This window comes from Variovorax sp. 10N412 (assembly GCF_056394985.1).
Genome location: NZ_JBFTIO010000009.1, coordinates 1 through 13996, shown reverse-complemented (window position 1 = coordinate 13996; position 13996 = coordinate 1). Strand labels below are relative to the sequence as shown.

General features: G+C 67.0%; 11 protein-coding genes. 1 reads left to right on the top strand and 10 read right to left on the bottom strand.

Features of this window, described 5'->3' with window-relative positions; translation table 11 throughout:
- Positions 1–12: 12 nt before the first annotated feature.
- Both AC1DJH_RS20810 and AC1DJH_RS20805 read right to left on the bottom strand, forming a co-directional pair.
- Positions 13–2271, bottom strand: a complete 2259-nt coding sequence (locus AC1DJH_RS20810; RefSeq protein ID WP_478187004.1) for an ABC transporter permease — start codon at positions 2269–2271, stop codon at positions 13–15.
- Positions 2272–3285 (bottom strand): ABC transporter substrate-binding protein, encoded by a 1014-nt coding sequence (locus AC1DJH_RS20805; RefSeq protein WP_478187003.1) that lies wholly within the window; start codon positions 3283–3285, stop codon positions 2272–2274.
- A 151-nt stretch (positions 3286–3436) separates the two neighbouring features.
- Here AC1DJH_RS20805 and zwf point away from each other — a divergent pair, with 151 nt between their 5' ends.
- Complete coding sequence (zwf, locus tag AC1DJH_RS20800) at positions 3437–4909, top strand: glucose-6-phosphate dehydrogenase (protein ID WP_435494129.1); 1473 nt, start codon at positions 3437–3439, stop codon at positions 4907–4909.
- A 21-nt stretch (positions 4910–4930) separates the two neighbouring features.
- Here the strand turns inward: zwf and ygiD are convergent, their stop codons facing one another.
- From ygiD to AC1DJH_RS20760, 8 genes are all read right to left on the bottom strand, one after another.
- On the bottom strand, positions 4931–5839 hold the full coding sequence (ygiD, locus tag AC1DJH_RS20795) for a 4,5-DOPA-extradiol-dioxygenase (RefSeq protein WP_478187002.1): 909 nt from the start codon (positions 5837–5839) through the stop codon (positions 4931–4933).
- A gap of 108 nt (positions 5840–5947) precedes the next feature.
- Entirely contained in the window at positions 5948–6988 is a 1041-nt protein-coding gene (locus AC1DJH_RS20790) for an ABC transporter ATP-binding protein (RefSeq protein ID WP_478187001.1), read from the bottom strand.
- A complete protein-coding gene (locus AC1DJH_RS20785) occupies positions 6985–8055 on the bottom strand; it encodes an ABC transporter ATP-binding protein (protein WP_478187000.1) in 1071 nt (356 codons plus the stop codon). Before AC1DJH_RS20785 ends, AC1DJH_RS20790 begins: the two co-directional genes overlap by 4 nt.
- 19 nt (positions 8056–8074) lie before the next feature.
- A complete protein-coding gene (locus tag AC1DJH_RS20780) occupies positions 8075–8986 on the bottom strand; it encodes an ABC transporter permease (protein WP_435441669.1) in 912 nt (303 codons plus the stop codon).
- Between the two features lie 72 nt (positions 8987–9058).
- Complete coding sequence (locus tag AC1DJH_RS20775; protein WP_435441668.1) at positions 9059–10645, bottom strand: ABC transporter substrate-binding protein; 1587 nt, start codon at positions 10643–10645, stop codon at positions 9059–9061.
- A gap of 31 nt (positions 10646–10676) precedes the next feature.
- On the bottom strand, positions 10677–11948 hold the full coding sequence (locus AC1DJH_RS20770) for a M20 aminoacylase family protein (RefSeq protein WP_478186999.1): 1272 nt from the start codon (positions 11946–11948) through the stop codon (positions 10677–10679).
- A gap of 1 nt (position 11949) precedes the next feature.
- Entirely contained in the window at positions 11950–12930 is a 981-nt protein-coding gene (locus AC1DJH_RS20765; RefSeq protein ID WP_435441666.1) for an ABC transporter permease, read from the bottom strand.
- Positions 12931–13125: 195 nt separating this feature from the next.
- Positions 13126–13996: porin (locus tag AC1DJH_RS20760; RefSeq protein ID WP_478186998.1), on the bottom strand; the 871-nt coding region annotated here is incomplete at its 5' end.

Genomic DNA, 13996 nt, shown 5'->3' with positions numbered 1-13996 from the left:
TGTTCTCTCGTTTCACTGCACCGGCGCGGCCACCACGGGAGCCCCGGTCTTGCGCCGCCCCAGCTTGCGCTCCCCCACCACGAACTGCACCAGCGCAATCGCCAGCGACATCAGGATCATGAGCACCGTGCAGTACGCCAGCGCAATGCCGTAGTCGCCGTTGCCCACACGGCCAATGATGTACGTGGTGGCGAGCTCGTTCTCGGCCGTGACCAGGAAGATCACCGCGCTCACCGTCGTCATCGCGCGCACGAAGCTGTAGACCAGCGCAGCCACCAGCGCGGGCTTCAACAGCGGCAGCACCACCTTGAAGAGCGTCTGCGAGGTCGATGCGCGCAGCATCAGCGAGGCCTCGTCGAGCGAGCGGTCCAGCTGCTTGAAGGCCGCCGTGCCGGCCCGCACGCCCACCGGCAGGTTGCGGAACATGAAGCACAGCACGATGATCAGCCCGGTGCCCGTGAGCTCGAAGGGCGGCACGTTGAAGGCCAGGATATAGCTCACACCCAGCACCGTGCCCGGAATCGCAAACGCCAGCAGCGCGCCGAACTCGAAGAAGCCTTGGCCCTTGAACTCGTTGCGCGCCAGCAGCCACGCAATCAGCAGGCCCAACGCCGCCGTAATGGGCGCCGAGATGCCCGCCAGCTTGAGCGTGGTGATCAGCGAGTTCCATGCGGTGCCGGCCCACACCAGCCCGAACTGGCCCCACTCGAGCGCGAAGGCGCTCTTGAAGTGGTTCAGCGTGAAGGTGTAGTCGCGCCCCCAGGTCTGCACGAAGCCGCCCGCGAAGGCGAACAGGTAGACCACGGCGGTGAAGGCGATCCACGGCAGCGCCACGCAGTAGATGGTGCGGCGCACGCCGTCGGGCAGCGCCATCGCGATGCCGGCGTCGCCCTTGCCGCTCACGGTGGTGTAGTTCTGCTTGCCCAGCAGGCCGCGCTGCAGCGCGAATACGCCGAGCGCGAACAGCGTGAGCACCCAGGCCAGCGAGGCCGCGCGGCCCTGGTCGTACTGCGCGCCGACGATGGCGAAGAAGATGTCGGTCGACAGCACCGAGAACTGCCCGCCCACCACCACCGGGTTGCCGAAGTCGGCAATGCTCTCGATGAAGCCGACCAGGAAGGCGTTGGCCAGCCCGGGCTTGAGCAGCGGCAGCGTGATGGTGAAGAAGGTGCGCCGCCGGTCGGCGCGCAGCATCTGCGCGGCTTCTTCCAGGCTGGGCGCAATGCCCTGCACCACGCCGCGCATGATCATGAACGCGATGGGCGTGAAGGCGAACAGCTGCGCCACCAGCACGCCCGGCATGCCGTAGAACCACCGCGTGGGCTCGATGCCGAACACGTTCTCCAGCACCTGGTTGACGATGCCGGCACGGCCGAACAGCAGGATCAGCCCCAGGCCCACCACGAAGGGTGGCGTGATGATCGGCAGCAGCGCCAGCACCCGCAACGCACCCTGCCCGCGCTTGCTGCCGCGCTCGGCCATCAACGCCATCAGGGTGCCGAGGAAGGTGGTGCCGGCGGCCGTGAGCAGCGCCAGCACCAGTGTGTTCCATGCCACGCCGCAGCGCACGCCGCCGGCAAGACAACCCACGCCCCAGATGCGCTCGGTGAACACACGCGCGATGAAGGCGGTGATCGACCATTGCCCGTCTTCATTGAAGAACGCGCCGGCCAGTGCCTTGCTCACCGGGTAGGCGATGAACAGCGCCATCAGCACGCCGCAGCCGATGACGGCGGCAGACACGAACAGGTCGCCCTTGAACAGGCCCAGCCGCGCCATGCCGAAGGCCGCCAGCAGCACCAGGGCGGTGAGCGCCACGAAGCCGCCCGCGCCAATGCCGAACTGGTTGATGGCCAGCTCGCCGAACTGCGTATTGAGTGCCGCGAAGCTCCAGCCCTTGGCGCCGATGGTGAAGCCCGCAACGGCCAGCCCGACGAAGCCGATCGCGCCACCGGCCAGCAGCCAGCGCCCTTGCGCCTTGCCGGCCGGCCGCCATGCACCCACGGCGCACAACGCCAGCCCCACCAGCCCGATGAACAGCCAGCCGCGCCCCTGCGTGGCCGCTTGCATCAGGCCGTTGGCGCCCTCGGCCCGGCCGAAGACCTGCGGAACGGCCTCGTACCAGGTGGCGTCCTGGATCGCGTACCAGGGCAGCAGCAGGTAGGCCGCGAAACCCAGCGCCACCCATGCCCGGATCCAGCGCTGCGAGCGCCGGGCCGCCGCCCCGGACGCCGGGTTGGCCGGCGCACCGTCGATGGAACGCGCGTCCACTTAGCGCGGCAGCGAGTTGACGTCTTTTTCCCAGCGCGCGATCAGGCGGCGGCGCTCGGCGCTGGCGCCGTACTTGGCGTAGTCGTAGTTGATGAACTTGATCGTCTTGAAGTCCGGAATGCGCGGATCGAGCTTGGCGTTCACGTTGCTCGGCAGCTGGAACTGCTTGTTCGCGGCGCCCAGTTCCTGCGCGCCGGGCGTGAGCGCCCATTCGTAGAACTTCTTGGCGGCGTCGAGGTTGCGCGCGCCCTTGATGATGCTCATGGAGCCGATCTCGGCACCGGTGCCGTCGCTCGGCGTGATGGTCTCCACCGGGAAGCCCTGCATCTTCTCGCCCGGGCCGTCGTGCACGAAGCTGATGGAGATCGCGGTTTCGCCGCGCGCCACCGCCTTGATGGGGCCGGTGCCGGAGCGGGTGTACTGGCCCACGTTCTTGTGCAGCGCCTTGAGGTATTCGAAGGCCTTGTCCTCGCCCATCATCTGCACGAGCGTGGCGATCATGGTGTAGGCCGTGCCGCTGGACGCGGGGTTCGCCACCTGGACGTCGCCCTTGTATTCGGGCTTGAGCAGGTCGGCCCAGGTCTTGGGCACGGGCAGCTTCTTCTTGGCGAGCAGCTCGGGGTTGTAGCCGAAGCCCAGCGGGCCCGAGTAGATGCCGACCGTCTTGTAGCCCGACTGCTTGGCCTGCTGCTGCGCCCAGGGGTGCAGTTGCGACAGCGTGGGCGACTTGTACTCGAGCGTGAGGCCCTGCTCGGCCGCCTGCAGGTGCGGGTCGCCGGTGCCGCCGAACCAGACGTCGGTCTTGGGGTTGTCCTTCTCGGCGATCAACTGGGCCAGCGCCTCGCCGGAGCCCTTGAGCGCCATGTTGATGCGGACGCCCGTGGTGCGCGCGTAGACGGTGGAGATCACGTTGCACCATTCGGCCTGCACCGAACAGATCACGTTCACGGTCTGGGCCGAGGCCGCGGCCGACAGGCCGAGCAGCGCGGCTGCGGTAAAAATCTTGCTCTTCATTGGGAATCTCCGCCTCTTCAACAAAAAAAGGCCTTGCGGCCACGTGGCAGCATAGCTTTAGTACAGGTTTCGAAAATCGGTACAAGTACCATCGCGACTGCACCCCCAGGCCTGCGGCCTGCTCGGCATCCAGACAAAGGAAAGTTTTTTCATGAGCTTCGATCTCGTTCTGTTCGGCGGTACCGGTGACCTCGCATGGCGCAAGCTGATGCCCGCGCTGTTCCAGGCATTCCGGCACGGCAGCCTTCCGCAGGACGGCCGCATCATCGGCGTGGCGCGGGACGATCATTCCGACGACCAGTACCGCGAACTCATCCAGTCGCGCTTCAGCGCGGTCGAGGGTTCCAAGCGCCCGTCACCCGAAGAGTTCAAGAAGTTCGCGTCGATGCTGCACTACCTGCGCATGGACCTGTCCAAGCCCGACGACTATGCGCGGCTGGCCGAGCTGCTCAAGCAGCGCAATGCCGACACGGTGGTGATGTACGTGGCCACCGCGCCCGCGCTCTTCACGCAGGTGGTCGAGCAGATTGCCGCGGCGGGCCTGAACGGGCCGAGCACGCGCATCGTGCTCGAAAAGCCGCTGGGCCACGACCTTGCATCGAACCGTGCCATCAATGCGGCGGTGAGCAAGGTGCTCGAGGAAAAGCAGGTCTTTCGCATCGACCACTACCTCGGCAAGCCCTCTGTACAGAACCTGTTCGCCATGCGCTTCGGCAATGCGCTGTTCGAGCCCATCTGGCGGCGCGAACACATCGCCAACATCCAGATCACCATCGCGGAAGACCTGGGCGTGGAAAAGCGCGGCGCCTTCTACGACCAGACCGGCGCGCTGCGCGACATGGTGCAGAACCACGCGCTGCAACTGCTGTGCGCCGTGGCCATGGAGCCGCCGATCAACGCACATGCAGACGCCATCCGCGACGAGAAGCTCAAGGTGCTGCGCGCGCTGAAGCCCTGGACCGCCGAAAGCCTGAACCTGCATGCGGTGCGCGGCCAGTACACCGCCGGCACGGCCTACGGCGAGCGGGTGCAGGGCTACCGCGACGAACCCGGCGTGCCGCCCGACAGCCGCACCGAGACCTTCGTGGCGCTGCGCACCGAAATCGCCAACTGGCGCTGGGCCGGCGTGCCCTTCTACATCCGCACCGGCAAGCGCCTGGGCTCGCGCGACGCACGCATCGAGGTCAACTTCAGGCCCACGCCGCACGCCATCTACCGCGCGCCGGCCGGCAACGTCAACAAGCTGGTGATCAACCTGCAGCCCAAGGACGGGCTGGAACTGCACATGCTCGCGCAGGCGCAGGACAACCGCCAGCGCAGCAGCGGAGCGAACAGCGCCGCCACGCAACTGGCGCCGGTGCAGCTCGACCTGGACTTCGACAAGCGCTTCGGCTCCGAACGCGTGGGCGCCTACGAGCGCCTGCTGCTCGACGTGATCGACGGGCGCCTCAACCTGTTCGTGCGCAGCGACGAGCAGGAAGAAGCGTGGCGCTGGGTCGAGCCTCTGATCGACAGCTGGGCATCGGACGGCGGTCCGCGCCCCTATGCGGCCGGCACCTGGGGCCCGAGCGCGTCGAGCGCGATGATTGCGCGCGACGGGTTCGCGTGGGGCGAGGAGCAGTAACCCGCCGTTGCGGCCGCGCGCTCAGCCGAACTGCAGGCACCGCATGCTGAGCGTGCCCGACTGGAATCCCTCGTAGACCGTCTTCGCACGCTCGCCGATGCCGGCGGCGCCGAGGGCGTAGAGAAAGGGGTAGTAGTGGTCGGGCATTGCCACCGCGGTGGACGCCCCCGCCAGCTTCTCGTAGTCGACCAGCGCACGGTCGTCGCGCCCCGCCAGCGCGGATTTCACCGCATCGTCGAAAGCCTGCGCCCACGGCCGGCTCGCGCTCGGCCCGTCGGGCGTGCCGCGGTCCGTGGCGCGCAGGTTGTGCACCACGTTGCCGCTGCCCATCACGAGCACACCCCTGTCGCGCAATGCCGCCAGGTCGCGCCCCACGGCGTAGTGGAAAGCGGCCGGCTTGTCGTAGTCGATGCTGAGCTGGAACACGGGCACGTCGGCCTTGGGATACAGGTGCTTCAGCACCGACCACGTGCCATGGTCGAGGCCCCATTGGTCGGTGGCGATCACGGCCGACTGCTTCACCACGCCGACGGTTTCACGGGCCAGCGCCGGATGGCCCGGCGCGGGGTACTGAACATCGAACAGCGCCTGCGGGAAGCCGCCGAAATCGTGGATCGTCTTCGGGTTCGCCTGCACGCCGACCCCGGTGGCGCCGCGGCTGAGCCAGTGCGCCGACACGCTGAGGATGGCCGAGGGCCGCGGCAGCTCCCTGCCCCATGCCGACAGCCGGCGCGTGAAGGCGTTGTCGGCGATGGCGTTCATGGGCGTGCCGTGGCCGATGAACACGACCGGCATGCGCCGCGAAGGCGCGCCAGCGGCGTGCACGCTGCAGGCCAGGGAAGCGAGCACCGCGGTCGCGCCCAGGGCGGAGCCCATCAGGAAGCCGCGGCGGCCCAGTTCGGAGTGTGCAAGCGTCGTCGTCATTGGCATGGCGGCACTCTGCAGCAGTTCTGTGCGCAAGGCGGTGCCTTTGCGCACACTTTTCGAAAGAGACCAGCGTCCGGCCAGCGCACGCAACAACCTATGGAAGCGTCACACCTAGATGCGCCCTTCCTCGGCCGCATGGCAGGCCACCTGCACGCCCTTGATGCTCAGCAACTTCGGCCGCTCGGCCGAGCAGCGCGCATTGGCGTGCGGGCAGCGCGGATGAAAAGCGCAGCCCGTGGGCGGGTTCAGCGGGTTGGGCACCTCGCCCTGCACCGGCGTGCGCTGGCGGCCGGTGTGCTTCATCTGAGGAATGGCGTCGAGCAGCATGCGCGTGTACGGATGCTGGGGCGCCGCAAACAGCGCCTGCTTGTCAGCCACTTCGACCAGCCGGCCGAGGTACATCACGCCGACCTGGTCGGCCACGTGCCGCACCACCGCGAGGTTGTGCGAGATGAAAAGATACGTCAGGCCCTGCTCGCGCTGCAGGTCCTTCATGATATTGAGCACCTGCGCCTGCACGCTCACGTCGAGCGCCGAGGTGGGCTCGTCGCACACCAGGAACTCGGGCTGCGTGGCGAGCGCGCGCGCAATGGAAATGCGCTGGCGCTGGCCGCCGGAGAACTGGTGCGGGTACTTGCTCATGTCCAGCGGCGAGAGGCCGACCGACTTCAGCAGCTCGCCCACGCGCTCGCGCAGCGCAGCCTTGTCGCTCAGGATGTCGTGCTCGCGCAGCGGCTCGCCGATGATGTCTTCCACGATCCAGCGCGGGTTCAGGCTCGCGTACGGGTCCTGGAAGATCATCTGGATGCGGCGGCGCAGCTTGCGGCCCTCGGGCGTCTTGAACGCGGCATGCGCGTCCTGCCCGTCGAACTGCAGGCCGCCGCGCGTGGGCGCGTACAGGCCCACCAGCAGGCGCGCCACGGTGCTCTTGCCGCAGCCCGATTCGCCCACCAGCGCCAGCGTCTTGCCGCGCTCGATGGAAAAGCTCACGCCGTCCACCGCGTGCAGCAGCACGCGCGGCTTGCGCTCGAGCACGCGGTTGAGCCAGGGTGGGGACACGTCGAAGGTGCGCGCGAGATCGTGCGCGACCACGAGCGGTTCGCCGGTAGCGGCCGCGGTCGTGGCGATGACGGGTTCGGTCACGGCGCTCATCGCGTCACCTCCACGAGGGGTTCGGACGCCTCGGGCGCGGCGCGTTCGCCGCCCGCGAGCGCGTCATGGTGCTTCGCGGCGATCTCGGCCTGCCCCGCATGCGGGTCGGCCGCGTCGTGCAGCCAGCAGGCCGCGCGCGTGGCGCCGGCATGCATGAGCTCGGGCCGCTCGGTCAGGCAGCGTGCAAAGGTGCGCGGGCAGCGCGGGTTGTAGGCACAGCCGGTGGGAATGGCGTTGAGCCGCGGCATGGCGCCGTCGATCTGGTTGAGCCGTTCGCGGTCGCTCGTCATGTCCGGAATCGAGGCCATCAGGCCCGAGGTGTAGGGGTGCGAGGGCTGGTGGATCACCTCGTGCACCGGGCCGATCTCGGCGATGCGGCCCGCATACATCACGGCCACGCGGTCGCAGGTCTCGGCGATCACGCCCATGTCGTGCGTAATGAGCATCACCGCCGCGCCGCGCTCCTTGCAGATGCGCTTGAGCAGCTGAATGATCTGCGCCTGGATCGACACGTCGAGCGCGGTGGTCGGCTCGTCGGCCACGATGAGCTTGGGCTCCGCGGCGAGTGCCAGCGCAATCACCACGCGCTGGCGCATGCCGCCGGAGAACTGGTGAGGAAAGTGGTCGATGCGCTGTTCGGCGGCGGGAATGCCGGTGTCCTGCAGCAGGCCGATGGCGCGCTTGCGCGCTTCGGACTCGGTCACGGGCAAGTGGGCGCGGATGGTCTCGACCAGTTGCCGGCCCACGCTGTAGAGCGGGTTCAGCGAAGTGAGCGGGTCCTGGAAAATCGCGCCGATCTTGCGTCCGCGAATGGGCCGCATGGCATCGAAACCGAGGTTGTCGATGCGCTGGCCTTCGAGCAGGATCTCCCCGCCGGCCACGCGCCCGGGCGGCTCGAGCAGGCCGATGATGGCCGCGCCCGTGAGCGACTTGCCCGCGCCCGACTCACCCACCACCCCCAGGATTTCCCCGGGTGCGATGTCGAAGGAAATGCGGTCGATGGCACGCAGCGTGCCGCGGCGGTGCGGAAATTCGACGACGAGGTCTTTGACCTGGAGCAGCGTCATGGTGGCGTTGTCCTTGTGTTCAGCGCAAGCGCGGGTTGAGCGCGTCGCGCAGCCAGTCGCCCAGCAGGTTCACGCTGAGTGCGATCAGCACCAGCATCAGGCCCGGGAACACCGTGATCCACCATTCACCCGAGAACAGGTACTGGTTGCCGATGCTGATGAGCGTGCCCAGCGAAGGCGAGGTCGGCGGCACGCCCACACCCAGGAACGACAGCGTGGCCTCGGTGATGATGGCCGTGGCCACCTGGATCGTGGCCAGCACCATCACCGGCCCCATCACGTTGGGCAGCACGTGGCGCAGCATGATGCGCACGGGCGCCACGCCGGTGACGCGCGCGGCCTGCACGTATTCCTTGTTGCGCTCCACCAGCGTGGAGCCGCGCACCGTGCGCGCGTACTGGACCCAGCCGGTCAGCGATATGGAGATGATCAGCACGCCGAAAGCCAGCGACTCGTGCGCGCCGGGAAAGAGCGCGCGGCCGACGCCCGAGATGAGCAGCGCCACCAGGATGGGCGGGAACGACAGCATCACGTCGCACACGCGCATGAGGAAAGAGTCGAGCCATCCGCCGAAGAAGCCGGCCAGCAGGCCGAGCACCACGCCCACCACGAGCGACAGCGCCACCGACACCAGGCCGACGATCAGCGAGATGCGTGCGCCGTAGATGACGGCCGAGAGAATGTCGCGGCCCTGGTCGTCGGTGCCGAGCAGGTACTTGGAGGAGCCTTCGGCGGTCCACGCCGGCGGCAGCCGCGCGTCGCCGAGTTCGAGCACGGCAAGGTCGAAGGGGTTGTGCGGGGAAACCCATCCGGCGAACAACGCACAGATGACGCAGACCAGCGCAATGAGCGCCGCTGCAATCGCCACCGGGGAAGTGCGGAAGCTGTAGCCGACATCGCTGTCGAGCCAACGGGCTAGTGTTTTTTTCATCGTGGGGCAAAAAGGAATGGGCCCGCAAGAAGCGGGCCCATGGTCGGGCCGCTCAGAGAGCGGCCCTGGGGATCACGGCTTGATGCTCATCCACTTGAACGGCATGTAGTTGTCGGCCATCTGCGTGAGCGACACCTTCTTGCTGACACCCCAGGCCAGCGTCTGCTGGTGCAGCGGCAGGTGGCCGATGTCGGCGGTGTGCAGGTCGAAGGCTTCCTTGATCATCGCGTCGCGCTTGGGCTTGTCGGTTTCGGACTGGATCTTCTTGGTCAGCTCGTCGACCTTCGGGTTGCAGTACGCGCCCAGGTTGAACTGGCCGGCGCCGGTCTTGTCGTCGGGGCAGGCCATCAGCGCGGTCAGCGCGTTGTGCGAGTCGTAGGTGGTCGGGGTCCAGCCCAGCATGTAGAAGCTGGTGTCGCGGCGCAGCACCTTGGGGAAGTACGTGCCCTTGGTCTCGGCCACGAGGTTGATCTTCACGCCGATCTTCGCGAGGTTGGAGGCCACGCTCTGGCAGATCTGGCCGTCGTTCACGTAGCGGTCGTTCGGGCAGTTCAGCGACACCTCGAAGCCGTTGGGGTAGCCGGCGTCTGCCAGCAGCTTCTTGGCGCCTTCAACATCCAGCGGAAGGCGCTTGTCCTGCGCTTCGGTCCAGCCGTTGATGCCGGGGCCGACCATCAGGCCGGTCGGGCGCGAGGCGCCGCGCATCACGGTGCGCTGGATGCCGACGATGTCGATGGCCTGGTAGAAGGCCTGGCGCACGCGCTTGTCCTTGAACGGGTTCTTGCCCTTCACGCTCGAGTAGAGCAGCTCGTCGCGCTTCTGGTCCATGCCCAGGAAGATGGTGCGCAGTTCGGGGCCGGAGATGACGCGGGCCGTCGGGCTGGCATTGACGCGCGCGATGTCCTGAACCGGCACCGGCTCCATCACGTCGACTTCGCCGGAGATGAGCGCGGCCACGCGGGTGGCCGGGTTGGCGATCGGGGTGAAGATGACTTCCTGCGCGTTGCCTTCGATCTTGCCCCAGTAGGTCGGGTTGCGCGTGAACACCGTGCGCACGTTCGGCTGGCGTTCGCGCACGCGGTACGGGCCGGTGCCGTTGGCCTTGAACGAGGCGGTGTTCTCGATGCCCTTGCGGCGGTCCACGGGCGTGACGGCCTTGTTCTCCTCGCACCACTTCTTGCTCATGATCATGAGCTGCGTGATGACGTCGGGCAGGATCGGGAACGGGCCCTTGGTCTCGATCTCGATGGTGTACGGGTCGACCTTGCGGACTTCCTTGATGTCGGTGGTGTTCGACTTCATGTCCGAGCCGTCGCCCGAGGCGCGCGCGAAGCTGAAGATCACGTCGTCGGCGTTGAACGGCGTGCCGTCATGAAACTGCACGTTCTTGCGCAGTTCGAAGCGCCACACGGTGGGCGAGGTCTGCTTCCAGCTGGTGGCCAGCAACGGCGCGACGCTCAGGTCCTTGTTGCGCCCGACCAGGGTTTCATACACGTTGGCGGTGGTGCTCAGTTGCAGCGACTCGTTGAGCGAGTGCGGGTCGAGCGACAGGGCATCCCCCTGGTTCGCAACGCGGATGGTCTGCGCGCCGGCAGCCATGCTGAGTGCGCCCAGGGCGCACATGACGGCGGCCGCAGCCACATTCTTCTTGAAACTCATGGAATCACTCCTCGGGTTGAAATCGAACACATCACGTCGCCGCGGTGGCGGCTGCTTTCACTGGCTGCGTGCCGCGGGTAGCGGCAAGCGGCATGCCCTGCTCGATCAGGCCGGCGTGCAGCGCGGCGCCGAGCGGCAGGATCTCGTCATTGAAGTCGTAGCGGCTGTTGTGCAGGTAGGCGCCTTCGCGCACGTTCTGGCCGATGCGCAGGTAGGCGCCGGCCTTCTTCTGCAACATGAAGGAGAAGTCTTCCGCACCCATGCTGGGCTCCATGTTGCGGTCGACGTTCTTCGCGCCCACCAGCGATTCGGCCACGTCGGCCGCGAACATCGCCTCGGGCGCGGTGTTGATGGTGGCGGGATAGATGCGCTCGTACTGAATGCTGGCGCTCGCGCCGAAGCCGGAAGCAATGGCCGTGCACAGCTCGCTCAGCCGCTGCTCCACCTGCGCCTGCACGCGGGCGCTGAAGGTGCGTACCGTGCCGACCAGCGTGGCCTCGCCCGGTATCACGCTCATGGCGCCGAGGTCGCCGGCCTGCATGGCGCAGATGCTGAGGACCGCGGCGTCGATGGGGCGCACGTTGCGCGAGACGATGCTCTGGGCCGCGGTGATGATGTGCGCCGCGACGATCACCGGGTCGACGGTCTGGTAAGCGTGCGCGCCATGGCCGCCCTTGCCCTTGATGTGGATGGTGACGCGGTCGGCCGCGGCCATCATCGCGCCGCGGTTGATGCCCACGGTGCCGGCCGGCATGGCGGGCCAGTTGTGCATGGCGTAGACCGCGTTCACCGGGAAGCGGTCGAACAGGCCGTCCTCGATCATCACGCGCGCGCCGGCGAAGCCTTCTTCGCCGGGCTGGAAGATCAGCACGGCCGTGCCGTCGAAGTCGCGTGTTTCGGCCAGGTAGCGCGCCGCGCCGACCAGCATGGCGGTGTGGCCGTCGTGGCCGCAGCCGTGCATGAGGCCGTCCTTGGCGGAGCGCCAGCCGAAGTCGTTGTCCTCGCGCATGGGCAGCGCGTCCATGTCGGCGCGCAGGCCGATCATGCGGCCGCTGGCGGTCGACTTGCCACGGATCACGCCGACCACACCGGTCTTGCCGATGCCCTCGTGGATCTCATCCACACCGCAGGCCCGCAGGGCCTCGCGCACGCGGCCCGAGGTGTAGACCTCTTCGAAGCCGAGCTCAGGGTGTGCATGCAGGTCGCGGCGAAAGGCCGTGATCTCCGGATAGAAGCTGGCGATGTGCGCGAACGCGCGCCCGGACGCCTGGAGGCGTGGCGCCTCGGATGTCGTTGCCGTCATGTCAGTGCCCTCCCGCCTTGCCGACGCGCAGACGCGGATCGACCACGAAATACAGCAGGTCGACCACCAGATTGATCACCACGAAGATCAAGGCAATGAGGCAGAGGTAGGCCGCCATCACCGGGATGTCGGCGAAGGTGACGGCCTGGATGAACAGCAGGCCCATGCCCGGCCACTGGAACACCGACTCGGTGATGATGGCAAAGGCGATCAGGCCGCCGAGCTGCAGGCCGGTGATGGTCATCACCGGCACCAGCGTGTTCTTGAGCGCGTGGCCGAAATGGATGGCGCGGTTCGACAGGCCGCGCGCGCGCGCGAACTTGATGTAGTCGGTGCGCAGCACCTCGAGCATCTCGGCGCGCACCAGCCGCATGATGAGCGTGAGCTGGAAGATCGCCAGCGTCACGGCCGGCAGCACGATGTGGTGCCAGCCGTCGGCGCGGAACAGGCCGCTGGTCCACCAGCCGAAGCTCACCGTCTCGCCGCGCCCGAAGCTGGGAAACCAGCCGAGCGTGACCGCGAACACGAGGATCAGCAGGATGCCGATCAGGAACGTGGGCAGCGACACGCCCAGCAGCGACACGGTCATGAACACCTGGCTCATGAAGGTACCGCGGCGCAGCGCGGTGTACACGCCCATCGGGATGCCGATGAACAACGCGAGCACCGCAGCCACGAGCGCGAGTTCAAGCGTGGCGGGAAAGCGTTCGCCGATGAGGCGCGACACCTTGGCGCCCTGGCGCAGGCTCAATCCGAACTCGCCCTGCGCGGCATTCACCAGGAAGTGCCAGAACTGCACGAAGAAGGGTTGGTCGAGCCCCAATGAAGCGCGCAGTTCGCGGATCTGGTCGGGCTTGGCGTCTTGTCCCAGCAGGAACACGACGGGGTCGCCGACATACTGGAACAAAAGGAAGGCGATGAACGCGACCGCGATCATCACGATCACGGCCTGGATCAGGCGGCGCAGTACAAAGGCGATCATTCAGCTACTAAAGTTAACGGGCATGCTAGCAGTGCAAGGTGCGTGCCCGCACGGGGGTTCCCCGGGGGTGCACGCACTTGGTGCTCTTTGCCAACACTCGTCACGGCGGGTGCGCCAAAACGAAAAAAGCCACTCGACTTTCGTCGAGTGGCTTCTTGAGCTTTTGATTCGAAGCTGGCTTACGCCAGCGTCAAATTAGAAAGCGTGACGGATACCGAAGTCGTAGCCGGTCGAGTTCTTCGGGGTGAACGTTGCGTTGCTGATGAACGCCGGGCCGCCGGTCGTCAGAGCTGCACCGTTCTTGTTGCTCACGCGAGCCACCGTGGCGTACAGAGCCGTGCGCTTCGACAGGTTGTGCACGTAGCCGATTGCCAGCTTGTTGGCCTTCGGGTCGCGGATCGGCAGGGCGAACGGGTTCTGAACTGCGTTCAGGTCGTACTTCACAGCCGAGTACGAAGCGCGGATCAGGCCAGCACCGACCGGCACGGTCACGCCGAGCAGGTAACCGGTCAGATCGACGTCAGGCGGGTTGATCGGCTGGAACACGAAGTTGCCGTCGAAGTCGCGGGTGTTCTTGGCGCGCGAAACTTCACCGAAGAGCTTCACGGGACCGAAGTCGTACGAAGCGCCGAGGTTCAGGGTCTTCACAGCGTCGGTCGAACCGGCGTTGAAAGCGTCACCGGTCGTGCTGTTGCCGTAGGCAACTGCGACGTCCAGAGGACCGTTGGCGTAGCCGAAGCGACCACCGACGTAACGGCCGGTGCGGCTCAGAGCCGTACCGCGAGCAGCTTGAGCGCCGATACCGTCGAACTTGTCACGTTCGTGGAACGCGTACATCAGTTGACCGTAGAAGCCACCCAGGTTCGGCGGCAGGAAGTAGCCGATCGAGTTGCTGGCGCGAACGTAGTTGGCATTGCCGCCGAAGCCGCCCGTGCCGCCGGCGGTGTTGAAACCGTTGGCCGTCGAGATCAGGTTGGTGCCCACGCCGTTGGTGCCGAACGGATCGAACACGGTGTCGTTCCAGAAGGTCGGGGTGTAGTCACGGCCGAGGCGGATTTCGCCCGCC